Source organism: Achromobacter sp. HZ01 (genome assembly GCF_003267925.1).
GTDB lineage: Bacteria > Pseudomonadota > Gammaproteobacteria > Burkholderiales > Burkholderiaceae_B > Achromobacter > Achromobacter pulmonis_A.
Genome location: NZ_LWKV01000004.1, coordinates 492,873 through 515,081, shown reverse-complemented (window position 1 = coordinate 515,081; position 22,209 = coordinate 492,873). Strand labels below are relative to the sequence as shown.

The 22,209-nt window shown below is 68.2% G+C and carries 27 protein-coding genes; 15 read left to right on the top strand and 12 right to left on the bottom strand.

The annotated features are described in order from the left end of the window. Nucleotides 1–97 precede the first annotated feature (97 nt). The 5 genes from A6B37_RS22070 (at nucleotide 98) to A6B37_RS22050 (ending at nucleotide 4,117) form a co-directional block, all read left to right on the top strand. On the top strand, nucleotides 98–1,366 hold the full coding sequence (locus tag A6B37_RS22070) for a D-alanyl-D-alanine carboxypeptidase family protein (protein WP_102775113.1): 1,269 nt from the start codon (nucleotides 98–100) through the stop codon (nucleotides 1,364–1,366). A 135-nt stretch (nucleotides 1,367–1,501) separates the two neighbouring features. Beyond that, nucleotides 1,502–2,368, top strand: coding sequence for a D-amino acid aminotransferase (locus A6B37_RS22065; RefSeq protein ID WP_111826920.1), 867 nt, complete (start codon nucleotides 1,502–1,504; stop codon nucleotides 2,366–2,368). A 99-nt stretch (nucleotides 2,369–2,467) separates the two neighbouring features. Next, nucleotides 2,468–2,740: a YbeD family protein gene (locus tag A6B37_RS22060; RefSeq protein WP_102775115.1), complete on the top strand. Its 273-nt coding sequence runs from the start codon at nucleotides 2,468–2,470 to the stop codon at nucleotides 2,738–2,740. Nucleotides 2,741–2,753: 13 nt separating this feature from the next. Then, on the top strand, nucleotides 2,754–3,395 hold the full coding sequence (lipB, locus tag A6B37_RS22055) for a lipoyl(octanoyl) transferase LipB (RefSeq protein ID WP_111826919.1): 642 nt from the start codon (nucleotides 2,754–2,756) through the stop codon (nucleotides 3,393–3,395). Then, nucleotides 3,392–4,117 carry a tetratricopeptide repeat protein gene (locus A6B37_RS22050; protein WP_102775117.1) on the top strand — a complete coding sequence of 242 codons (726 nt, stop codon included), beginning with the start codon at nucleotides 3,392–3,394 and terminating at the stop codon, nucleotides 4,115–4,117. Before lipB ends, A6B37_RS22050 begins: the two co-directional genes overlap by 4 nt. Nucleotides 4,118–4,122: 5 nt before the next feature. Here A6B37_RS22050 and A6B37_RS22045 read toward each other — a convergent pair whose 3' ends face one another. Next, entirely contained in the window at nucleotides 4,123–4,935 is an 813-nt protein-coding gene (locus A6B37_RS22045; protein ID WP_111826918.1) for a substrate-binding domain-containing protein, read from the bottom strand. A 170-nt stretch (nucleotides 4,936–5,105) separates the two neighbouring features. Between A6B37_RS22045 and lipA the strand changes: the two genes are divergently transcribed. The 3 genes from lipA to A6B37_RS22030 all read left to right on the top strand — a co-directional run bounded on the left by lipA (nucleotide 5,106) and on the right by A6B37_RS22030 (nucleotide 7,554). Next, nucleotides 5,106–6,110: a lipoyl synthase gene (lipA, locus tag A6B37_RS22040; protein WP_102775119.1), complete on the top strand. Its 1,005-nt coding sequence runs from the start codon at nucleotides 5,106–5,108 to the stop codon at nucleotides 6,108–6,110. A gap of 104 nt (nucleotides 6,111–6,214) precedes the next feature. Then, a complete protein-coding gene (locus A6B37_RS22035; protein WP_111826917.1) occupies nucleotides 6,215–7,207 on the top strand; it encodes a glycosyltransferase family 2 protein in 993 nt (330 codons plus the stop codon). 8 nt (nucleotides 7,208–7,215) lie between these two features. Next, nucleotides 7,216–7,554: an EamA family transporter gene (locus A6B37_RS22030; RefSeq protein WP_111826916.1), complete on the top strand. Its 339-nt coding sequence runs from the start codon at nucleotides 7,216–7,218 to the stop codon at nucleotides 7,552–7,554. Nucleotides 7,555–7,561: 7 nt separating this feature from the next. On the opposite strand, the gene rfbC is transcribed toward A6B37_RS22030, so the two are convergent. Genes rfbC through A6B37_RS22005 form a run of 5 tightly spaced genes read right to left on the bottom strand, consistent with a single transcriptional unit; the run spans nucleotide 7,562 to nucleotide 11,523 of the window. Continuing rightward, nucleotides 7,562–8,107 (bottom strand): dTDP-4-dehydrorhamnose 3,5-epimerase, encoded by a 546-nt coding sequence (gene rfbC, locus A6B37_RS22025; RefSeq protein ID WP_111826915.1) that lies wholly within the window; start codon nucleotides 8,105–8,107, stop codon nucleotides 7,562–7,564. Next, nucleotides 8,107–8,988, bottom strand: a complete 882-nt coding sequence (gene rfbA / locus A6B37_RS22020) for a glucose-1-phosphate thymidylyltransferase RfbA (RefSeq protein ID WP_102775121.1) — start codon at nucleotides 8,986–8,988, stop codon at nucleotides 8,107–8,109. The genes rfbC and rfbA overlap by 1 nt, the downstream gene beginning before the upstream one ends. Then, entirely contained in the window at nucleotides 8,970–9,881 is a 912-nt protein-coding gene (gene rfbD / locus A6B37_RS22015; protein WP_111826914.1) for a dTDP-4-dehydrorhamnose reductase, read from the bottom strand. Before rfbD ends, rfbA begins: the two co-directional genes overlap by 19 nt. A 10-nt stretch (nucleotides 9,882–9,891) precedes the next feature. Next, nucleotides 9,892–10,953 (bottom strand): dTDP-glucose 4,6-dehydratase, encoded by a 1,062-nt coding sequence (rfbB, locus tag A6B37_RS22010; protein WP_111826913.1) that lies wholly within the window; start codon nucleotides 10,951–10,953, stop codon nucleotides 9,892–9,894. A gap of 15 nt (nucleotides 10,954–10,968) precedes the next feature. Then, nucleotides 10,969–11,523 (bottom strand): cob(I)yrinic acid a,c-diamide adenosyltransferase, encoded by a 555-nt coding sequence (locus A6B37_RS22005; RefSeq protein WP_111826912.1) that lies wholly within the window; start codon nucleotides 11,521–11,523, stop codon nucleotides 10,969–10,971. A 200-nt stretch (nucleotides 11,524–11,723) separates the two neighbouring features. On the opposite strand from A6B37_RS22005, the gene A6B37_RS22000 reads away from it, so the two are divergent. Then, nucleotides 11,724–12,029 (top strand): copper-binding protein, encoded by a 306-nt coding sequence (locus A6B37_RS22000; RefSeq protein ID WP_111826911.1) that lies wholly within the window; start codon nucleotides 11,724–11,726, stop codon nucleotides 12,027–12,029. Nucleotides 12,030–12,096: 67 nt separating this feature from the next. On the opposite strand, the gene hslU is transcribed toward A6B37_RS22000, so the two are convergent. From hslU to A6B37_RS21975, 5 genes are all read right to left on the bottom strand, one after another. Continuing rightward, nucleotides 12,097–13,431: an ATP-dependent protease ATPase subunit HslU gene (gene hslU, locus A6B37_RS21995; protein ID WP_102775126.1), complete on the bottom strand. Its 1,335-nt coding sequence runs from the start codon at nucleotides 13,429–13,431 to the stop codon at nucleotides 12,097–12,099. A 53-nt stretch (nucleotides 13,432–13,484) separates the two neighbouring features. Beyond that, the gene (gene hslV, locus A6B37_RS21990) at nucleotides 13,485–14,024 is read right to left on the bottom strand and encodes an ATP-dependent protease subunit HslV (protein ID WP_111826910.1); all 540 of its coding nucleotides are present in this window, start codon (nucleotides 14,022–14,024) and stop codon (nucleotides 13,485–13,487) included. A gap of 117 nt (nucleotides 14,025–14,141) precedes the next feature. Then, nucleotides 14,142–14,606: an RNA polymerase-binding protein DksA gene (gene dksA, locus A6B37_RS21985; RefSeq protein ID WP_102775128.1), complete on the bottom strand. Its 465-nt coding sequence runs from the start codon at nucleotides 14,604–14,606 to the stop codon at nucleotides 14,142–14,144. 124 nt (nucleotides 14,607–14,730) lie between these two features. Beyond that, a complete protein-coding gene (locus tag A6B37_RS21980; RefSeq protein WP_111826909.1) occupies nucleotides 14,731–15,849 on the bottom strand; it encodes a GTP-binding protein in 1,119 nt (372 codons plus the stop codon). A gap of 397 nt (nucleotides 15,850–16,246) precedes the next feature. Continuing rightward, nucleotides 16,247–16,753, bottom strand: coding sequence for a Fur family transcriptional regulator (locus A6B37_RS21975; RefSeq protein WP_102775130.1), 507 nt, complete (start codon nucleotides 16,751–16,753; stop codon nucleotides 16,247–16,249). Nucleotides 16,754–16,905: 152 nt separating this feature from the next. Here A6B37_RS21975 and A6B37_RS26115 point away from each other — a divergent pair, with 152 nt between their 5' ends. From A6B37_RS26115 to A6B37_RS21950, 6 genes are read left to right on the top strand one after another with little or no spacing between them, the layout of a single operon-like run. Continuing rightward, on the top strand, nucleotides 16,906–17,064 hold the full coding sequence (locus A6B37_RS26115; RefSeq protein ID WP_168202284.1) for a hypothetical protein: 159 nt from the start codon (nucleotides 16,906–16,908) through the stop codon (nucleotides 17,062–17,064). Continuing rightward, nucleotides 17,061–17,780: an ABC transporter ATP-binding protein gene (locus A6B37_RS21970; protein ID WP_111826908.1), complete on the top strand. Its 720-nt coding sequence runs from the start codon at nucleotides 17,061–17,063 to the stop codon at nucleotides 17,778–17,780. The genes A6B37_RS26115 and A6B37_RS21970 overlap by 4 nt, the downstream gene beginning before the upstream one ends. Next, the gene (locus A6B37_RS21965) at nucleotides 17,777–18,643 is read left to right on the top strand and encodes a metal ABC transporter permease (RefSeq protein ID WP_102775132.1); all 867 of its coding nucleotides are present in this window, start codon (nucleotides 17,777–17,779) and stop codon (nucleotides 18,641–18,643) included. The genes A6B37_RS21970 and A6B37_RS21965 overlap by 4 nt, the downstream gene beginning before the upstream one ends. Before the next feature lie 18 nt (nucleotides 18,644–18,661). After that, entirely contained in the window at nucleotides 18,662–19,642 is a 981-nt protein-coding gene (locus A6B37_RS21960; RefSeq protein ID WP_111826907.1) for a metal ABC transporter substrate-binding protein, read from the top strand. A 47-nt stretch (nucleotides 19,643–19,689) separates the two neighbouring features. Continuing rightward, on the top strand, nucleotides 19,690–20,283 hold the full coding sequence (locus A6B37_RS21955; protein WP_246842542.1) for a DUF1007 family protein: 594 nt from the start codon (nucleotides 19,690–19,692) through the stop codon (nucleotides 20,281–20,283). A gap of 11 nt (nucleotides 20,284–20,294) precedes the next feature. Further along, the gene (locus A6B37_RS21950; RefSeq protein ID WP_168202295.1) at nucleotides 20,295–21,224 is read left to right on the top strand and encodes a nickel/cobalt transporter; all 930 of its coding nucleotides are present in this window, start codon (nucleotides 20,295–20,297) and stop codon (nucleotides 21,222–21,224) included. A gap of 1 nt (nucleotide 21,225) precedes the next feature. Here the strand turns inward: A6B37_RS21950 and xerC are convergent, their stop codons facing one another. After that, on the bottom strand, nucleotides 21,226–22,209 hold the full coding sequence (gene xerC, locus A6B37_RS21945) for a tyrosine recombinase XerC (protein WP_111826905.1): 984 nt from the start codon (nucleotides 22,207–22,209) through the stop codon (nucleotides 21,226–21,228).

Sequence of the window (22,209 nt, the reverse complement as noted above, 5' to 3'; positions counted from 1 at the left end):
GGAACCCTGCCCGGGCTGAACGGGTCTTAGCGTCTGCCTATAATTGTCAGCCACCTGACCCGCGCCGGCGGGCGTCAATCCTGGACCCACGTTGCCGATGAAGAATTTGCCCCACCCCGTTCACTCCCCCGCAGTCTTTACCCGCCGCCTGCTTAGCGGCGCGGTGTTGTCGGCGATGCTCGCGGCCTCGATGCCGGCCTGGTCGCAGCAACAGCAGGCGCCCGCCGCCGCGGCGCCGGCCACAGGCGCGGCCGCTCCCGCGCCCTCGGCTTCGGGCGTGGTGCCGGTGGGCGAAGTGTCGGCGGTGCCGGCGCCCACGATCGCGGCCAAGGCCTGGATCGTGATGGACGTGAACAGCGGCCAGACCCTGGCGGCCTCCAACCCGGACATGAAGGTCGAGCCGGCCTCGCTGACCAAGATCATGACGGCCTACGTCGTCTTCAACGCGCTCGAGGAAAAGCGCCTGACGCTGGAGCAGACCGTGCCGGTTTCCGAGCACGCGTGGCGCACCGGCGGTTCGCGCATGTTCATCGAGCCGCGCAAGCCGGTCACCGTGGATGAACTGAACCAGGGCATGATCGTGCAGTCCGGCAACGACGCCTCGGTGGCCCTGGCCGAAGCGGTCGGCGGCAGCGAAGGCGCGTTCGCCTCGCTCATGAACCAGGAGGCCGAGCGCCTGGGCATGCGCAACACGCACTTCATGAACGCCACCGGCCTGCCCGATCCGCAGCACATGACCTCGGCGCGCGACCTGGCGATCCTGTCGTCGCGCCTGATCACCGATCACCCGGACTACTTCCACTACTACAAGCAGAAAAGCTTCACCTACAACAAGATCACCCAGCCCAACCGCAACCGCCTGCTGTGGGCCGATCCCTCGGTGGACGGCATGAAGACCGGCCATACCGAATCGGCCGGCTATTGCCTGGTGTCGACCGCGATGCGCGGCGACCGCCGCATCCTGGTGGTGGTGGTGGGCACCGACAGCGAAGCCACGCGCGCCGAGGAAAGCCTGAAGCTGCTGAACTGGAGCTTCCAGAATTTCGACACCGTGAAGCTGTTCGACAAGAGCCAGCCGGGCATCGACGCGCGCGTCTGGGAAGGCGTGGCCGAGAACGTCAAGCTGGGTCCGCCCAACCCGGTGTCGATCGCGGTGCCGCGCGGCAAGGCCGGCGAGCTCAAGCCGGTGGCGCAGCGCACCGACCCGCTGATCGCCCCGCTGGCCAAGGGCCAGCAGGTCGGCACCCTGCAGTTCACGCTGGACGGCAAGGTGCTGCGCAGCGAGCCGCTGGTGGTGCAGGACGCGGTCGAACGCGCGGGCTTCTTCGGCCGCATGGTCGATACGGTCAAGCGCTGGTTCGAATAACAGAACGGCCGGGGGCGCGGCCGCGCGCCCCGTGGGTGTAAGCTAGCGACGGGCGTTTCGTGATGAAACGCCCGTCTTCATTCCCGGGGCGGACCTGCCGGTGCGCCCCTATCCTTCGATTCTCAGGAGTGCGTCATGATTCCGGGCGTGCCGGGCGATAGCCAGGTGTATCTCAACGGTGAGTTCCTGCGGGTGGACGAGGCCAAGATCTCCGTCCTCGACCGCGGCTTTATTTTCGGCGACGGCATCTACGAAGTCGTGCCCGTGTACCAGGGCAATGCGTTCCGCATGGCCGAGCATCTCGACCGCCTGGACCGCAGCGTGGCGGCGCTGCGCATCGCCCAGCCCTTCGACCGCGCCGGCTGGATCGACCTGATCCAGCAACTGCTGGCGCGCACCGAGCTGGAAACCTGCATCGTCTATCTGCAGGTGACGCGCGGCGTGGCCAAGCGGGACCACCAGTTCCCGTCGGTTCCCGTGACGCCCACCGTCTTCGGCATGGTGTCGGCCTGGTCGCCGCCGGCCGCCACGCAGCGCGCCCAGGGCCTGTCCGCCATCAGCATCCCCGACGAGCGCTGGCTGCACTGCGAGATCAAGTCGGTCTCGCTCCTGGGCAACGTGCTGGCCAAGCAGCAGGCGGTCGACGCGCAGGTCGACGAGGTGCTGCAGTTCCGCGACGGCTACCTGACCGAAGGCTCGTCCACCAACATCTGGGTGGTTTCCGGCGGCAAGCTGCTGGCTCCGCCCAAGAACAACCTGATCCTGGAAGGCATCCGCTACGGCCTGATGGGCGAGCTGGCGGCGGAGGCGGGCATCCCGTTCGAATCGCGCCGCATCTCGCGCCAGGAGGTCGAGCAGGCCGACGAACTGATGCTGTCTTCGGCCACCAAGGAAGTGCTGGCCATCGTCTCGCTGGACGGCAAACCGGTGGGCGCGGGTAAGCCCGGCCCCGTTTTTGAGCAACTGCGCGCGGGTTATGATGCCCGCATCGCCGCGCTCTAGGCTTCAAGGCCTTCGGGCCTGCGGCATCGGGCGGCCCCGGCGGGGCCGCGCCGGCGGCCTTGCCGGCGCGCTGCCCGGCTCAAGGTTAAAAGGTAGATCATGCATATCCCGCCCGAAGAGTCCCTCATCGAATATCCCAGCGACTTTCCCATCAAGGTGATGGGCAAGCAGCATCCCGATTTCGCGCAGACGCTGACCGAAGTCGTCCTGCAGTTCGACCCCGGCTTCGACGCCGCGACGGTGGAAATGCGGCCCAGCAAGGGCGGCAACTACATGGGGCTGACCTTCACCGTGCGCGCGACCTCGCGCGAGCAGCTGGACGCGCTCTACCGCGCCCTGCACGGCCATCCCATGGTGTCCATCGTTCTCTGAAGCAAGGCGTGTCGTGATCAAGTGGCTCGCGCGGCCGGCGGATTACCTGTCGACCTGGCAGGAGATGCAGGCCTATACCAACCTGCGCGGCGCCGATACGCCCGATGAGATCTGGCTGTGCGAACACGCGCCGGTCTACACCCTGGGCCAGGCCGGGCTGCCGCAGCATGTGCTCAACCCCGGCAACATCCCCGTCGTGCGCTGCGACCGCGGCGGGCAGGTCACCTACCACGGCCCCGGCCAGGTGATGGCGTACGCGCTGTTCGACCTGCGCCGCGCCGACATGTACGTCAAGGAATACGTGAACCTGCTGGAAGGCGCGGTCATCGACACGCTGTCCGATCTGGGCGTGGCGCACGCCTGTCGCAAGCCGGGCGCCCCGGGGGTATATGTGCCCGACCCGGACGGCGGCGGCGAGCTGGCCAAGATCGCCGCGCTCGGCATCAAGATCCGCAACGGCCGCGCCTATCACGGCGTGTCGCTCAACGTCGCAATGGACCTGGCGCCTTTCCTGGGCATCAATCCCTGCGGCTACCAGGGCCTGCGCACCGTCGACATGGCCAGCTGCGGCGTGCGCTGCGCGCCCACCGAGGCCGGCGACGCGCTGGCGCGCAATCTGCAGCAGGCCTGGCGGCGCGCGAGGGAAACGGCATGAAGACCTACAGCGCGGCCGACGTCGCCGCCACCACGCCCGAGCAACTGGCCCGCCTGCGCGAACAGGGCCCGCCCGAGGAGTACGCCGCCTGGATCGGCGCGGCCGCCGAGCTGGGCCTGGCCGAGGCCCAGGCCATCTACGGGCAGATGCTGCTCGACGGCGCCGGCGTCGAACGCGACCAGGCGGCCGGCCTGGCGTGGTTCAAGCGCGCCGCCAACGCCGACCACCCCATGGCCATCAACATGGTCGGGCGCTGCTACGAGAACGGCTGGGGCGTGGCGCCGGATGATACCGTGGCGGCCTACTGGTTCCGGCTGGCCGCCGATCGCGGGCTGGACTGGGGCATGTACAACTACGCCCACATGCTGCGCAGCGGCCGCGGCGGCGTGGCACAGAATTCCGCCGCCGCGCTGGCGCTGTACCAGCAGGCGGCGCAGGCCGGCCACGTCAAATCCATCGGCATGGTCGGGCGCTACTACGAAGCGGGCGACGTGATCGCCCAGGACATGGAACGCGCCTTCGACTGCTACCAGCGCTGCGCCGAAGGCGGCGATTTCCGCGGCATGTTCCACCTGGGACGCCTGCTGCTGTTGCGCGGACGCAAGGAAGAGGCCGTGCAATGGCTGGTCCGCGTGCCCGAAACCGCCACCCCCGCCTTTCTGCGGGAAGCCAACGCCATGCTGCAGGCCAGCGGATTCCCGGCGTTGTACGAGGGCGTGTAGCCCCGTTACGTGCTCAACCGCTCCTCGAATACGGCCTCGATCGTTTCCCGTTCGCCGGCGCCGCGTTCGCCCTGCAGGCGGTCGAGCAGGAACCGGGCGGCGCGCCGGCCCAGGTCGGCGGCGTCCACGGCCAGGGTGGTCAGGCCTTGCGCCCATTGGGCCGCGCTGCCGTCGTCGCTGAAGCCCAGCACCGCCAGGTCCTGCGGCACGTGCAGGTCGCGGTTATGCGCTTCCGATACGGCGGCCGCGGCCAGCAGGTCGGAGCTGCAGAACACCGCGTCGAAGATGGTGTTGGTGGCCAGCAGGCGCAGAAAGGCCATGCGGCCGTCGTTCAGGTGCTGCACCTCGGGCTGCACGATGTCGGCCACCAGTTCCAGCCCCAGCGCGGCGGCGCTGCCGATGAAGCCGGCGCGCCGCGCGCGTTCCCAGGGGCAGTCGGCGCTGACGCAGGCCACCCGCGCGTAGCGTTTGGCCGCGAAGTGCCGCGCGGCCCGGCGTCCCGCTTCCTCGTTGTTCACCACGACAGCGCCGTCGGGCGGCTGCGCCGAGGCGCTCCAGGTCTCGACCAGCGGGATCTCCAGCGCGGCCACCGCGGCCCGCAGGCCGGGGTCGTCCAGTGGGCCGATGACCAGCGCGGCCGCCGGGCGCAGCGCGTCCAGCATGGCCAGCGCCGCCGGGTCCTGCCAGGGCGCGGCGGCCAGATAGTAGCCGGCGGGCGCCAGCGCTTCGGCGCAGGCCTGCATGGCGCGGGCGGCCGGGGCGGCGTCCAGGCGCGGTGCGATCAGGGCGATGGGGCGGGGCGGGAGCAGGCTGGCCATGGGGAAAACCGGGATTCGTCAGGCGTGACGATAACCCAGGCGAGCCGGCCGCGAGGCGGGCCGTCCGTCCTGGGATCGGTCCGCTTCGGGGGCGTTTCCGGCCGCCAGGGGTAAAATGCCATTTTTGTCCCAAAGCCGGCCCGTTCGCGCGCCGGCCGTGAAGGTGTCCAATGTCCACGCTCGCCGAGTCTCCTGTTCCTTCGAACGAATCCGCCGCCACGCCTGCCGACGCGGCCTACGATCCGACGCAAAAGCAGAAATCGCAGGCCAAGACGGCGCGCATTCCCATCAAGATCGTTCCGGCCGAACGCCTGAAGAAGCCCGAGTGGATCCGCGTGAAGGCCGCCGCGCCCGGTTCGCGTTTCTACGACATCAAGCGCATCCTGCGCGAACACAACCTGCACACGGTCTGCGAAGAAGCCTCCTGCCCCAACATCGGCGAGTGCTTCGGCAAGGGCACGGCCACCTTCATGATCATGGGCGACAAGTGCACGCGCCGCTGCCCGTTCTGTGACGTGGGCCACGGCCGTCCGGACCCGCTGGACACCAAGGAACCCGAAAACCTCGCGCGCACCATCGCCGCGATGAAGCTGAACTACGTCGTGATCACCTCGGTCGACCGCGACGACCTGCGCGACGGCGGCGCCGGCCACTTCGTCGACTGCATCACCCACATCCGCGAACTGTCGCCCACCACCCGCATCGAGGTGCTGGTGCCGGACTTCCGCGGCCGCCTGGACCGCGCGCTCACCATTCTCAACGCCGGCCCGCCGGACGTGATGAACCACAACCTGGAAACCGTGCCGCGCCTGTACAAGCAGGCGCGTCCGGGCTCGGACTACATGCACTCGCTGAAGCTGCTGGCCGAGTTCAAGAAGCTGCATCCCGAAGTCCCGACCAAATCCGGCCTGATGCTGGGCCTGGGCGAGACCGACGAGGAAATCCTGCAGGTGATGCGCGACATGCGCGCGCACGGCGTGGACATGCTGACCATCGGCCAGTACCTGCAGCCGTCCGAACACCACCTGCCGGTGCTGCGCTACGCGCATCCCGACACCTTCGCCATGTTCGAGCGCGAAGCCTACGCGATGGGGTTCTCCCACGCGGCGGTGGGTGCGATGGTGCGTTCTTCGTACCATGCCGACGAGCAGGCGCATGCGGCCGGGGTGAACTGATTTTTTGAGCCGTCCCGGATAACCGCGGTTGTTCAGGGTTTATTTCGCCCGCGGCGAAGGGGTCACTTTCGTGGTTGCAGGTATCGCTTCACATAGAAATAGACATGAACCCTTCAGTACCGAAAGTTGCGGTGATCATCCCCAGTTTCAAGGTGACTGGGCATGTTTTGGGCGTCATAGAAAAAATCGGACCTGAAGTCTCGCGCATTTACGTCGTGGACGATTGCTGCCCCGAGCAGTCGGGAAACCACGTTGAACAGAACTGTCGGGACCCCCGGGTCGCGGTCGTAAGGAATGCCGTAAACCAGGGCGTGGGCGGCGCCGTCATGGCGGGATACCAGGCCGCGCTCGATGACGGCATGGAAATCCTGGTGAAGATCGACGGCGACGGGCAGATGGACCCGGGCCTGATTCCGGATTTCATCGCGCCCATCGTCGCCGGCCAGGCCGACTACACCAAGGGCAACCGGTTTTTCGACCTGGAGGAAATCCGGGCGATGCCGAAAGTGCGCCTGTTCGGCAACGCGATACTGTCCTTCATGACCAAGGTGTCGTCGGGATACTGGGACCTGTTCGATCCCACCAACGGATATACCGCGCTGCACCACGAAGTGGCCAGGCACCTGCCGTTCCACAAGATCAGCCGCCGCTATTTCTTCGAGACCGACATGCTGTTCCGCCTGAATATCCTCAGGGCGGTGGTGGTGGACATTCCCATGGACGCGCACTACGCGGACGAGGTCAGCAACCTGAAGATATCGAAGATCGTGGGGGAGTTCGCCGTGAAGCACGCGCGCAACTTCTGCAAACGCGTTTTCTACAATTATTATCTGCGCGACATGTCGCTGGCCTCGCTCGAACTGCCGGTCGGCCTTTTGCTGGTGGTGCTGGGCGGAATCTACGGCGTCGCCAACTGGAGCGAGTCGATGGAGTCGGGCGTCACGACCCCGGCCGGGACGGTCATGCTGGCGGCCGCGCCCATCATCCTCGGGGTGCAGTTCATCCTGGCCTTCGTCGGATACGACATCGCCTCGGTGCCCAACCGCCCGTTCCAGCGTAAATCCCTGCGCCGCGCGCTATTGCCCTTCAAGGGGTGAAGGTATTCATGACTTATTTCATCGCAGTGATTTGCGTGATCGGCATCGCGGTCGGACAGATACTGTTCAAGCTCAGCGCCGCCTCTTTGAAGACGTCGGGCAGCTTTTTCGACCCGAAAACCCTGCTGATGCTGTTTTCGGCCTTCGCGCTCTATGGGCTGACCACCATCGCCTGGGTCTGGGTGCTGCAGAAGATAGACCTGGGCCGGGTGTATCCGCTGATGGCGATGGCGTTCGTGCTGGTGCCGATCGGCAGCCATATTTTCCTGGGCGAACGGTTCCAGCCGCAGTATTTCGTCGGCGTGACCCTGATCGTGATCGGCATCATCGTCGCGGTCCGCGCCTGAGCCCGCATCAGGAAAAATAATCGGCCTGAAGAAAAGGCGCGCCCTGCGCGTCTTTTTTCGATACCACCGGCGCGCCGTCCAGGCGCCAGTCTATCGCCAGCGTCGGATCGTCCCAGCGGATGCAGCGCTCGTGCTGCGCCGCGTAATAGTCCGTGGCCTTGTACAGCACCTCGGCCACGTCGGACAGCACCAGAAAGCCGTGGGCGAAGCCCTCGGGTATCCATAGCTGGCGCTTGTTATCGGCGCTCAGCACGGCGCCCACCCATTTTCCGAAGGTGGGCGAGGCGCGCCGCAGGTCCACCGCCACGTCGAAGATTTCACCGGCGCAGACGCGCACCAGCTTGCCCTGCGCCTGGGCGACCTGGTAGTGCAGGCCGCGCAGCACGCCCCTGGCCGAGCGCGAGTGGTTGTCCTGCACGAAGCTGCGTTGCAGGCCGGTGGATCGTTCGAAATCGCGCTGGTTGAAGCTCTCGAAAAAAAAGCCGCGCTCGTCCGCCAGGACGCGGGGCTCCAGGATCATCACGTCCGGAATGGCTTGCGGGATGGCTTGCATCAGAACACCTTGTCGACCAGGATGCGCATCAGGTATTGGCCATAGCCGCTCCTGGCCAGCGGGCGTGCCAGCTGTTCGAGCTGGTCGGCGCCGATCCAGCCCTGGCGGAAGGCGATTTCCTCGGGGCAGGCCACCTTCAGCCCCTGGCGGTGTTCCAGCGTGGCGATGAACTGGCTGGCTTCGAGCAGCGATTCATGCGTGCCGGTGTCCAGCCAGGCGTAGCCCCGGCCCATGATTTCCACCGCAAGCCGGCCCTGTTCGAGATAACGCTGGTTGACGTCGGTGATCTCCAGTTCGCCGCGGGCCGAAGGCCGGATGCCGCGGGCGATTTCGATGACGTCGTTGTCGTAGAAATACAGGCCGGTCACCGCGTAGCCCGAGCGCGGCTGGGCGGGTTTTTCCTCGATGGACAGCACCTTGCCGCCCGCATCGAATTCGGCCACGCCGTAGCGTTCGGGGTCCTGGACGTGATAGGCGAAGACGGTGGCGCCGTCCGGGCGGGCATGGGCGCGCTGCAGCAGCCTGGGCAGTTCGTGGCCGTAGAAAATATTGTCGCCCAGCACCAGCGCGCAGGACTCGCCGCCGATGAAGGGCGCGCCGATCAGGAAGGCCTGCGCCAGGCCATCGGGCGTAGGCTGCACGGCGTATTCGAGGTTCAGCCCCCATTGCGATCCGTCTCCCAGGAGCTGGCAAAAGCGCGGCGTGTCCTGCGGCGTCGAGATGATGAGGATCTCGCGTATGCCCGCCAGCATCAGCGTGGCGAGCGGGTAGTAGATCATCGGCTTGTCGAATACCGGCAGCAGCTGCTTGCTGATGGCCAGGGTGGCCGGGTGCAGGCGGGCGCCCGAGCCGCCCGCCAGAACTATGCCTTTGCGCGCCATGCGGAATCTCCGGGTTCGATGAGCTGGTCGAGCACGCGGTCGACGTGCTCGGTCCATGCGGGCAGCGTCAGGTCCAGCGCGCGCGACAGCAGGGTGGTGTCCAGCCGTGAGTTGAGGGGCCGCCGCGCGGCGGCGGGATAGTCGCGCGTGGCGACCGGACGGATGCGTTCGGGGGCCAGCGCCAGGGCCGCGCCGCGCGCCGCGGCGCCCGCCACGATGTATTGCGCGTAGCCGTGCCAGGTGGTCGAGCCGCCGGCGGCCAGATGGTAGGTGCCGGCTGGCAGCCGGGCGTCCAGGCGCCGGCGGATGGCCAGCGCCGTGATGTCGGCGACCAGCGCCGCCGAGGTCGGCGCGCCATGCTGGTCGGCCACCACGTCCAGGCAGTCGCGGCTGCGGGCCAGATGCAGAATCGTCTTCAGGAAGTTGCCGCCGTGCGCGGAATGGATCCAGCTGGTCCGGAACACCAGGGCGTCGCAGCCCGCGTCCCGGATGGCCTGTTCGCCGGCGAGCTTGGTCGCGCCGTACACGTTGATCGGGTTGGGGGCGTCGGTTTCCACATAGGGGCGGGCGGCCGCGCCGTCGAATACGTAATCGGTCGAATAGTGCACCAGCAGGGCGCGCGTGGCCGCGGCATGGCGGGCCAGCACGCCAACCGCTTCGGCATTGACGCGGGCCGCGGCCGCGCGGTCGGTTTCGGCCCGGTCCACCGCGGTGTAGGCCGCGGCGTTGACGATCACGCCCGGCCGGCGCGCCGACAGGACCGCGCCCAGGCCGTCGAGGTCGCACAGGTCCGCCTCGGCGCGCCCCAGCGCCGCCAGCTCTCCCACAGGAGCCAGCGCGCGGCACAGCTCGCGGCCCACCTGGCCGTTCTTGCCCAACAGTAGGATTTTCACGCCGCCCTTGCTATGTCTCGTACTGTTCTTTCGCCCAGTCGCGATAGGCGCCACTGGTGACGTTCGCCACCCACTGGGGATGGCCCAGATACCAGAGTACCGTTTTTCTGAGGCCGGTTTCGAAGGTTTCGGCCGGCATCCAGCCCAGCGTGCGCTGCAGGTGGCCCGCGTCGACCGCATAGCGGCGGTCATGGCCGGGGCGGTCGGCGACGTGGACGATCTGGTCCGCGTACGGGCGCCCGTCCGGCCGCGGGCTGAGTTCGTCGAGCAGGGCGCACAGCTGGCGCACGACGTCGAGATTGGTCTTTTCGTTCCAGCCGCCCACGTTGTAGGTCTCGCCGGGCTTGCCGGCCTCCAGGATCTTGCGGATCGCGTCGCAGTGGTCGCTGACGTAAAGCCAGTCCCGGATCTGCCGGCCGTCGCCATACAGCGGCAGCGGCTTGCCGGCCAGCGCGTTGTGGATGACCAGCGGGATGAGCTTTTCGGGGAACTGGTAGGGGCCGTAGTTGTTGGAGCAGTTGGAGGTCAGCACCGGCAGGCCGTAGGTGGTGTGGAAGGCCCGCACCAGGTGGTCGCTGGCCGCCTTGCTGGCGGAATAGGGGCTGTTCGGCGCGTATCGCGTGGTCTCGGTGAACGGCGGGGCGCCCGCGTCCAGCGAGCCGTAGACCTCGTCGGTGGACACGTGCACGAACCGGAAGCCGGCCCTGGCCTGCGGCTCCAGTCCGCTCCAGTAGTCGCGCACGGCGTCCAGCAGGCGCGAGGTGCCGACGATGTTCGCCTGGACGAAGGCCTCGGGGTCGGCGATGGAGCGGTCGACGTGGGTCTCGGCGGCGAAGTTGATCACCGCGCGCGGCGCGTGTTTGCGCAGCAGGCGCGAGACGGCCGCGGCGTCGCCGATGTCGCCGCGCACCAGGGCATGGCGCGCGTCGCCGCGCAGGCTGGCCAGGTTGTCGGCGTTGCCGGCGTAGGTGAACTTGTCCAGCGTGACGACGGGTTCGTCGCGATGGGCCAGCCAATCCAGTACGAAATTGGAACCGATGAAGCCGGCTCCGCCGGTGACGACTATGCTCATGTTCTTGGAGCGGGGCTAGCGGCGCGCCTGGGCGCCCGCCCAGTACGTGTCTTTCTGGCCCGCATGCAGGTTGATACAACGCGCCAGTACGAACATCAGGTCCGACAGGCGGTTCAGGTATTGCCGGACCGGCGGGTTGACCGGCTCGGTCGCGGCCAGCGTCACGACCGCGCGTTCGGCGCGGCGGCAGACGGTGCGGGCCACGTGCGCCTGCGCGGCGCCGCGCGATCCCCCGGGCAGGATGAATTCGCGCAGCGGCGGCAAGCTGGCATTGTAGTGGGCCAGGCGGGCGTCCAGGCGGGCGATATGGGCCTCGGACAGCGCTGTGTGGCCGGGTATGCACAGCTCCGCGCCCATGTCGAAGAGGTCGTGCTGGATCGCCAGCAGGTCGGCGGAAATTTCCGGCGGCGGCGATTCGGCCAGCAGCAGCCCGATGACGCTGTTCAGCTCATCCACGTCGCCCAGCGCGGCGATGCGCGGCGCGTCCTTGGGCAGCCGCGACCCGTCTCCCAGTCCGGTGGTGCCGTCGTCGCCCGTGCGGGTGGCTATGACTGATAAACGGTTGGCCATGCGTGCGTCCTGGAAGGGCTAAAGGAGAATGCGGTTTGCGTCCGGCGGTAAGCCTATGCCCCGGCTCGCGGGGCGGCGCGCAATCATCGGTCAGGATTGTTGCGTTCTGCCGCAGGAACTGTTTCATATCGGCGGTATCCTAGCACTGTGGAAAGCGGCGGGGGCGCCCCGCGCTTTCGCTGTTCAATGGAGGACGCCTAATGGCTTTTGACCGCAAATATGCAACACCCATGGCCGTGGCCACCGCCATGGCAGTCGTTTCGCTGGCCATGCCGCTGGCATTCGCCCAGCAGGCCGACGCCAGCGGCGAAGTGCGGCGCGTGGACCCGGCCGCGGGCAAGGTCACCATCAAGCACGACGCCATCAAGGAACTGGACCTGCCCGCGATGACGCTGGTCTACGAGGCCGATCCGGCGCTGCTGGCCAAGATCAAGGCGGGCGACAAGGTGCGTTTCACCGCCACGCGCCAGGGCGGCAAGTACGTCGTCACGGCGATTACCAACTAGTATCCATGTAAAAACGCCGCCCGCCGCGGCAGCGGTGGACGGCGTTTGCTGCCGGACAGGGCAGGGCTTACAGCACGTAGCGGGCCAGATCCTGGCTGCTGGCGGCTTCGGCCAGTTGCGCGTTGACGTAGGCGGCGTCGATCTTGACGTGCTTGTCCTGGCTGGACGTGGCGTCGAACGACAGTTCCTCGAGCAGCTTCTCCATCACCGTGTACAGGCGGCGGGCGCCGATGTTCTCGGTGGTTTCGTTGACCTCGAAGGCCAGTTCCGCCAGGCGGCGCACGCCGTCTTCGGTGAACTCCAGCTCCAGGTCCTCGGTGGCCATGAGGGCCTTGTACTGCTTGGTCAGCGAGGCGTCCGTGTCGGACAGGATGCGCACGAAGTCTTCGGCGGTCAGCGATTCCAGTTCGACGCGGATCGGGAAGCGGCCCTGCAGCTCGGGGATCAGGTCGGACGGGCGCGACAGGTGGAACGCGCCGGAGGCGATGAACAGGATGTGGTCGGTGCGCACCATGCCGTAGCGCGTGTTGACCGTGGTGCCCTCGACCAGCGGCAGCAGGTCGCGCTGCACGCCCTGGCGCGACACGTCGGCGCCGCCGGATTCCTGGCGCGCGGCGATCTTGTCGATTTCGTCCAGGAAGACGATGCCGTTCTGTTCGACGTTGTTGATCGCCACGGTGCGCAGGTCTTCCTCGTTGACGCGCTTGGCGGCTTCTTCGTCGACGATCAGCTTGAAGGCTTCGCGCACCTTCATTTTCTTGGGCTTTTTCTTGTCGCGGGCCATGCCGGCGAACATGCCGCGCAGCTGCTCGGCCATTTCTTCCATGCCGGGAGGCGTCATGACGTCCATCTGCGGCACGGCCTGGGCCACTTCGATCTCGATTTCGAGATCGTCGATCTTGCCTTCGCGCAGGCGCTTCCTGAAGGTCTGGCGGGCGCTGTTGTCCTCGCCGCGCTCGGGTTCGCCGGAGGCGCCGCGCGCCGGCGGCACCAGGGCGTCGAGGATGCGGTCTTCGGCGGCGTCCTCGGCCTGGGTGCGCACGCGGCGCATTTCCAGTTCGCGGGTCTGCTTGATCGAGTATTCGGTGAGGTCGCGGATGATGGTGTCGACGTCGCGGCCCACGTAGCCCACTTCGGTGAACTTGGTGGCTTCGATCTTGATGAAGGGCGCGTTGGCCAGCTTGGCCAGGCGGCGCGCGATTTCGGTCTTGCCCACGCCGGTGGGGCCGATCATGAGGATGTTCTTGGGGTGGATTTCATGGCGCAGGGGTTCGGCGACCTGCTGGCGGCGCCAGCGGTTGCGCAGCGCCACGGCCACGGCGCGCTTGGCGCGGTTCTGGCCGACGATGTACTTGTCGAGTTCGGAGACGATCTCTCCGGGCGTCATGTTGGATGCGGACATGAGGGCGAATCCTTGATGCGAGAGCAGGCTGGGCGGCGGCTGGGCGCCGCGGGTTACTCGCCCAGCGTTTCGATGACGTGGTTCTGGTTGGTGTAGATGCAGAGGTCGCCGGCGATTTCCAGCGACTGCTTGACGATGGTCTCGGGCGACAGCTCGGTGTTGCGCAGCAGGGCCAGCGCCGCCGACTGGGCGTAGGCGCCGCCGGAACCGATGGCGGCCAGGCCGTGTTCGGGTTCGAGCACGTCGCCGTTGCCGGTCAGCACCAGGGTGTGCTCGGCGTCGGCCACGATCAGCATGGCTTCGAGCCGGCGCAGCACGCGGTCGGTGCGCCAGTCGCGGGTCAGTTCGACCGCGGCGCGCATCAGGTTGCCCTGGTGTTTTTCGAGCTTGGCCTCGAAGCGTTCCTGCAGCGTGAATGCGTCGGCCGTGGCGCCGGCGAAACCGGCAAGAATCTTGTCGTGGTGCAGGCGGCGGATCTTGCGGGCCGTGCCCTTGATGACGATGTTGCCCAGGGTGACCTGGCCATCGCCGCCCAGTGCGACGCGGTTGCCGCGGCGCACGCACACGATGGTGGTGGCGTGAAATTGTTCCATGCGTTCCTTCCTATGAAGGGATTAGCTGGGGGCGGCCGCGTAAAAATCAAGACGAGAAAAAAGGCCATGCCGGAAAACCAGCATAGCCTTTTCGGGACGGGGCGAATACGGGACGGATCAGTCGCCGTACAGCTTCTGGCGCATTTCGCGGCGCTCCTGGGCTTCCAGCGACAGGGTGGCCGTGGGGCGGGCCAGCAGGCGCGGAATGCCGATGGGTTCGCCGGTTTCTTCACACCAGCCGTATTCGCCGCTGTCGATGCGGGCGATGGACTGTTGCACCTTCTTCAGCAGCTTGCGCTCGCGGTCGCGGGTGCGCAGCTCGAGGGCGTGTTCTTCCTCGATCGTGGCGCGGTCGGCGGGGTCGGGCACGAACTGCGTTTCACGCAGGTGCTCGGTGGTTTCGCCGGCGTTGGCCAGGATGTCCTGTTCGAGTTGTTTGAGCCGTTCCTTGAAGAACGCCAGCTGGCGGTCGTTCATATAGTCGGACTCGGGCATGGCCAGCAATTCTTTTTCGCTGGGCAGATCAATCGCCGTATCGCTCGTCGACTTGCTTGGTTTCTTGGTTGCTGCCTTGGTAGCCATGAAAACACTCCACTATGAATCGATCCTGGCGCGGGCGTCCATTCCCCGTCCGTTACTTGTTGCCTACGCTATTCGTACCTCACAGTACTGCCTTCGTCGCATCGCGTCACGTCAGGAAGGGGGATTACCCCGCCAGGCACTGCTCCAAGCCCCGGGTAAAAATCTCCTGGGGCAGCTTGCGTCCGATGAACACCATCTTGGTGGACGGTTTCTCGGCCGCGGTCCACGGCTTGCCGGGTTCGGCGCCCATCATCATGTGCACACCCTGGAACAACATGCGGCGGTTGATGCCCTTCATGTACAGGATGCCCTTGTAGCGCATCAGGTCGGGACCATAGACCTGCACCACGCCACCCAGGAATTCCTCGAGCCGGGCGGGATCGAACGGCTTGTTGGAGCGGAACACGAACGCGCCGATTTCATCGTCGTGCTGGTGGTGGTGGTGATGGTGGGCATGATTGCAGTGCGCCCCGCATTCGCCTTCGTGGTCATGATCGTGATCGTGGCCATGATCGTGGCCGTGGTCGTGATCGTGCCCATGGGAATGGGCGGCGTCGGGGTGCTCATCGGCCAGGAATTCCGGGTCGATGTCCAGAATGGAATTCAGGTTGAAGCCGCTGATGTCGATGATGGACTTCAGGTCGGCGTCGCCGAAGTTGACGGGGGTGATCGGCGCGCGCGGGTTCATGTGAACCAGGCGGTGGCGCAGCGCTTCGTAGTCGACTTCGTTGACCAGGTCTTTCTTGGAGACCAGGATGCGGTCGGCGAAACCGACCTGCTTCTGGGCCTCGGGCTGTTCGTCGAGGGTGGCCATGCCGTGCTTGGCGTCGACCACGGTGATCACCGCGTCCAGGCGGTAGTACTCGGCGATGTCGTCATCCATGAAGAACGTTTGGCAGACGGGGCCGGGATTGGCCATGCCGGTCGTTTCGATGATGACGCGTTCGAAATTCAGTTCGCCGGCTTCGCGCTTGGCGCGCAGTTCGCCCAGCGTGCGCATCAGGTCGCCGCGCACCGTGCAGCAGACGCAGCCGTTGGACAGCTCGATGATTTCCTCGTTGCTGTCCTGCACCAGCAGGTCGTTGTCGATGCTTTCCGGCCCGAATTCGTTTTCGATGACCGCGACGCGGCGGCCATGATATTCGGTCAGGATGCGTTTGAGCAGGGTGGTCTTGCCCGCACCGAGAAAGCCGGTGAGGATGGTGACGGGAACCATTTTGTCCAAACTGCGCGGGGTATTCATGGCGAAGCTGCTAGCGTGAAGTCAAGGCGTTAAACGGAACTCTCGGCGCCGGGACTGCAATTCCGGAAGGTGTGATTCCGGCGATTGCCCTGCCCTGTGGACCGGAGTTTCCGATCCTGGCCGAAAGGCGTGTTTGCCACGGGCTGCAAAGGCCGCCGACAGCGGCCGGACGCAGGATTACAGCACAGTCGGGGGCAGGGGGCAAACCCAGGGTCAACCCTTGGCCCGCGGCCTCCCGGATCGCGGCCGTTCGCCGTCGCGTGCCCGGCGATAACCCTATTTTGGGACGGTTTTCCGGATTTCAAGAGCGGATCGGTCCGCATGGCCGAGCAGGCCGGCGCGGCGTTACGCCAAAAGCATGAGACCGCAGGGATGAAGCGAGGCGCGGCGGCGCGATTCAGTGCTGGTGGTGATGGTGGCCGGCGGCCTCGGCGGGCTGCTTTTTCTGGCATTGCGGGCACAGCGCGCGGATTTCGGTTTCGTGCGTGGCCAGGGCATAGCCGGTCTGGGCGACGCGTTCGGCCAGCTGCCGGCTCATGGCCGGGTCGGACACTTCGGCGACCGCGCCGCAGCCGGTACAGACCACCAGCAGGTCGTGCGGGGCGCCGCCGGCGTCATGGCAGGCGCTCCAGGCGTTGACCGCGTCCAGGCGGTGGATCAGGCCCTCGTCCATCAGGAAGTCGAGCGCGCGGTAGACCGTGGGCGGCGCGGCGCCGGGGTGCACCGCGCGCATGGCGTCCAGCAATTCGTAGGCCTTCAGGCTGCGGCCATGGCGCAGCAGCAGCTCCAGCACCTTGCGGCGGATGGGGGTGAGGCGGCGTCCGCGCTGCTCGCACAGCGTCTCGGCGACGCCGAGCTGGGCGTCCACGGTGTCGCTGCGGGGAGAGCGGGGCGTTGCGGGCATGGCTGGCTTCATGTGTATGGCTGACGCGCGCGATGCGCGCGAGATGCCTGGAAGGTAGCAGAAAACACCCAGATGCGGGCGAAACCCGGTCAATCAAGATTTTAGTTATGATATAACATAATAAAATCTTCGATCCCATTGCCCGATCTCCGATGTCGCATTTCACGCTGCTGCCCGCGCGGCCCGGCGCCGCGCCGCCCGCGCGCTCCGCTTTTCTCGTCTCCGCCTGGCGCCGCATGGCGATCGCGCTGGCCGTGGCCGCGGTCTTGTGGGCCCTGACCGGCTGGGCGCTGGACTGGTGGCCGCGATGAGCGCGCCCATCGCCATCGAGCTCGACAACGTCTCTTTCGGCTGGCATGGCCATGCCGCGCTGAAGTCGGTGTCGGGACGTTTCGCGGCCGGCGGCATGACCGCCGTGGTGGGGCCCAACGGCGCCGGCAAGTCCACGCTGATCAAAGGCATCATGGGCGTGCTGCGCCCCATGAGCGGCAGCGTGCGCGTGACCGGCGCCGGCCGCGCCGGGCTGGCGTGGCTGCCGCAGGCCGCCGAGCTGGACCGCTCGTTTCCCGCCACGGTGCTGGAACTGGCGGCCATGGGCGCGTGGCGCCGCGTGGGCGGATGGCGCCGCGTCGCGGGCGAGGAACTGGAGCGCTGCATGGCCGCGCTGGAAACGGTGGGCCTGGTCGACGCGGCCGGGCGCGCCGTGGGCGCGCTGTCCGGCGGCCAGATGCAGCGCGCGCTGTTTGCGCGCATGCTGGTGCAGGACGCGCCGGTGCTGCTGCTGGACGAGCCCTTCGCCGCCGTCGACAGCCATACGGCCGACGAACTGATGGCTTTGCTTTGCGGCCTGCACGGCCAGGGCCGGACCGTGATCGCGGTGCTGCACGACCTGGACCTGGTGCGCGATCACTTTCCCGAATGCCTGCTGCTTTCCGGCTCGGTGGTGGCCTGGGGCGATACCGCCGGCGCGCTCGACGACGCGCATCTGCGGGCGGCGCGCGCCTGGCGCGCGGAGTTCGCGGCATGAGCCTGGCGCAATGGGTGGTGTCGCCCTTCCTGGACTACGGCTTCATGCGGCGGGCGCTGGCCGGCGCCTGCGCGCTGTCGCTGGGTGCGGCGCCGCTCGGCGTGTTCCTGGTGCTGCGGCGCATGAGCCTGATGGGCGATGCGATGTCGCACGCCATCCTGCCCGGCGTGGCGGCGGGCTTTCTGCTGTCGGGCCTGTCGCTGGGCGCGATGATGCTGGGCGGCATCGCGACGGGCCTGGCCGTGGCCCTGCTCGCGGGCCTGGTGGCCAGGCTCACGCCGCTGCGCGAGGACGCCAGCTTCGCCGCGTTCTACCTGATCTCGCTGGGGCTGGGCGTGCTGCTGGTGTCGCTGCGCGGCTCCAACATGGATCTGCTGCACGTGCTGTTCGGCACGCTGCTGGGCCTGGACGACGCGGCGCTGCTGCTGGTGACGGCGGTGGCCAGCGCGACCCTGCTGGCGCTGGCCGCGATCTACCGGCTGCTGGTGGCCGAATGCCTGGACCCGGGCTTCCTGCGCGCCGCCGGCGGCGCGGGCAGCCGCGTCCACATGGGCTTTCTGGTGCTGGTGGTGGTGAACCTGGTGGCGGGGTTCCAGGTGCTGGGCACCTTGATGGTGGTCGGGATCATGATGTTGCCCGCCGCCGCGGCGCGGTTCTGGGTCCGTTCCGCGGCCGGCCAGATCGGGCTGGCTGCGGGCCTGGGCGTGGCGGCGTCGGTGGCCGGGCTGCTCGTGTCGTACCACTTCGACGTGCCGGCCTCGCCCGCCATCATCCTGGCCGCCGGCGCCGGTTATCTGTTTTCCGTCGTGGGCGGCCCGCAAGGCGGGCTGCTGCGCACCCCGCGCCGCATGCGGCCGGCCTGATTCAAAAGGAGATTCGACATGGGTTCCGTTTTCCGCGCGCTGCTGGCCGCGGCCGGTTTCTCTCTTGCGGCTGCGTCCGGCGCCGCGCCCGCCGATGCGCCGCTGCGGGCGGTGGCCAGTTTTTCCATCCTGGGCGACATCGTGCGCGAGGTGGGCGGCGACGACGTCAGCGTGGCCACGCTGGTCGGCCCCGATGGCGACGCGCACGAGTACGAGCCCACGCCCAGCGATGCGAAGCAGCTGTCCGCCGCCCGCGTGCTGTTCGTCAACGGCCTGGATTTCGAGACCTGGATGCCGCGCCTGGCGAAGTCCGCGGGCTTTTCCGGCCTGACCGTGGTGGCCTCGCAGGGCGTGGCCCCGCGCAAGTTCGCCGGGCCGCGGGAAGAACACGATCACGACCACGACCACGGCCACGGCCACGGCCACGATCATGACGACGACGCCGGCCACGATCACGACCACCATCACGGCGACCTGGACCCGCACGCCTGGCAGGACCTGTCCAACGGCGTGATCTACGCCCGCAACGTGGCCGAAGGCCTGGCCGCCGCCGACCCGGCGCGCGCCCCGGCCTACCGCCAGCGCGCGCAGGCCTACATCGCGCGCCTGCAGGCGCTGGACGCCGAGACCCGCAAGACCTTCGCCGCGATCCCGGCCGAGCGCCGCAAGGTCGTGACCTCGCACGACGCCTTCGGCTATTTCGGCGACGCCTACGGGGTGGACTTCATTGCCGCGATGGGCGTGTCCACCGACGCCGAGCCTTCGGCGGCCGAGGTGGCGCGCATCATCGGGCAGGTCAGGCGCGAGCGCGTGCCGGCGGTGTTCGTGGAAAATATCAGCAGCCCCAGGCTGGTCGAGCAGATCGCGCGCGAAACCGGCGCCAGGGTGGGCGGCACGCTGTATTCCGATGCGCTGTCCAAGGCCGGCCAGCCCGGCGCTACTTATCTGGAGATGTTCGAATGGAACGCACGCCAGCTCGCCACGGCCTTGCGGCCCTGAGCGCCGCCGCGTCCTTGCTGGCCGGCGACGCCGGCGCGCATCCGCATATGTGGATAGACGCCCGCGCGGCCGTCGAGATCGACGCCGGGCGGCGCATCACGGCGCTGCGGCAGGTATGGCTGTTCGACGAGATGTTCGGCGCCTACGCCACGCAAGGCCTGAAGAAGGACCGCAACGGCGCGCTGGCGCCGGATGTCCTGCGGGGCATGGCGCAGGATTGGATGAAGGCGCTGGGCGAACCCGTCACGCACTACTTCACCCGCGTCACGGTGGACGGCAAGAGCCTGGCCTTCGGCGCGCCGCAGGACGCGCGCGTCGACTGGAACCCCAAGACCGGGCGGCTGAGCCTGTCTTTCACGCTGCCCCTGGCCGAGCCGGCGGCGCCGGGCGCGGCAGGCGCGCAAGTGGACATCTACGACCCGACCTACTTTGTCGCCTACGCCTTCGACGCCAAGGACGCGGTCGCGCTTGGCGGCCCGCAAGGCGCGTCCTGTACGTCGGCGTACCGCAAGCCCAAGGAACTGGATTGGAAAACCCTGCAGCAACTGGCCGCGATACCGGCCGACCCGGACGCGTTGCCCGACGAACTCTTCGCCATCACCAAGGGGCTCACGCATCGCATCGAGGTGCGCTGCCTGTAGCCGCGGCCGCGCTGCTGCTGTGGCTGGGATGGAGCGCGGCGGCGGCGCAGGGCGCGCATCCGTTCGGCGTGCCGGAAAGCGGCGGCGCGGGCGGGCCGGGCTGGCTGTCGGGCGTCTTCGGCCAGGTCGCCGTCTGGCAATCGCATTTCTATCGCCAGCTGACGGGCGCGGTGCGCGCCTGGCAGCAGGACGGCGGCGCGGCCTGGGCCCTGGTCGGGCTGTCGTTCGCCTACGGCGTGTTCCACGCGCTGGGGCCGGGGCATGGCAAGGCGGTGATCTCCTCCTATGTGCTGGCGAACCGCCAGACCGCCCGCAACGGCGCGCTGCTGGCGCTGGTGTCCGCGCTGGTGCAGGCGCTGGTGGCGATCGCGATGGTGGCGGTGCTGGCGCTGGCGTTCAACGCCACTGCCGCGCTGATGAACGCGGCCACGCGCTGGCTGGAACTGGCCTCGTATGCGCTGGTGACGGCGCTGGGCGCCTGGCTGGTCTGGGCCAGGGCGATCCGTCCGCTGCGCGCGCACGCCGCCACTTCCGCGCACGTCCACGCGCACGCACACGATTGCGGCTGCGGGCACGCGCATGCGCCCGAGGCGGCAAGCGTGGCCGGCCCGCTGGACCGCCGGCGCGCCGTGTCGGCGGTGCTGGCCGTGGGCCTGCGGCCCTGCAGCGGCGCGCTGATCGTGCTGGTGTTCGCCTTGTCTCAGGGCTTTTTCCTGGCCGGCGTGGCCTCGGCGCTGGCGATGGGCGCGGGCACGGGCCTGACCGTCGCGGCGCTGGCCATGCTGGCCGTGGCGGCCGGCGGCGCGGCTGACCGCCTGGGGCGCCGGCTTTCGGGCGCGGGCGCGGCGCGCCTGCGCTACGGCGTGCAGGCGCTGGCGGCGCTTGCCGTGCTGTTGCTGGGGGTGATGCTGCTGGGCGGCGCGCTGGCCGCGGGCGGCTAGGTCAGGACTTGCGGCCGGCGCGCGGATGGGCCTGGTCGTAGGCGCGGGCCAGATGCTGGAAGTCCAGCCGGGTGTAGACCTGGGTGGTGGAGATGTTGGCGTGGCCCAGCATTTCCTGCACGGCGCGCAGGTCCTGCGCGGATTGCAGCACGTGGCTGGCGAAGCTGTGGCGCAGCACGTGCGGATGCACGTGGGTGGGCACGCCGGCCGCTTGCGCCACGCGCGCCAGCTGCAGCTGCACCACGCGCGGCGAGATGCGGCGTCCGCGCGCGCCCAGGAACAGCGCGGCGGCGTCGGCCGGCGGCGCGCTGAAGGGCGCGAGCTGCGGGCGCGCCGCGATCCATTTGCGCAAGGCTTCCAGGGCCGCGTGGCCGACCGGCACGGAGCGGCGCTTGCCGCCCTTGCCCAGCACCACGACCTCGGCTTCGTCCAGGTTCAGCCAGCCGCGCGATTCATAGCCGTCGGCGCGTTCGTAGCGCAGGTCCAGCCCGACCAGCTCCGACAGCCGCAGGCCGCTGGAATAAAGCAGTTCGAACATGGCCTGGTCGCGCAGCGCGGCGGGCTCGGTCGCCACCTGCGCGGGGGCGCGGTCCAGCAGCGCCTGCGTCTGTTCCACCGACAAGGCCTTGGGCAGGCCGCGCGGGGCCTTGGGCGCGCGCACGCCCGCCACCGGATTGCCGGCCAGCCCGGCCGCCGGCGCCCACCATTGATAGAAGCCGCGCCAGGCCGCCAGCGTGCGCGCCAGGCTGCGCGGGCCGCGGCCCTCGGCGTGCAGGCGCGCCACGAACTGGCGGATGTGGCCGTTGCCGACCTGCTCCAGCGGCAACCCGGCCTTGTCGGCCAGGGCGCGCAGGAAGTGCAGTTCGCGGCGGTAGCCGTCCAGCGTATGGGGCGAATAGCGGCGGTTGGCCGCCAGATACTGCAGCCAGGCGCCCATCGCGTCGGGCAGGGGCGCCGGGGCGGTGTCGTGGGCGGCCTCTGCCAT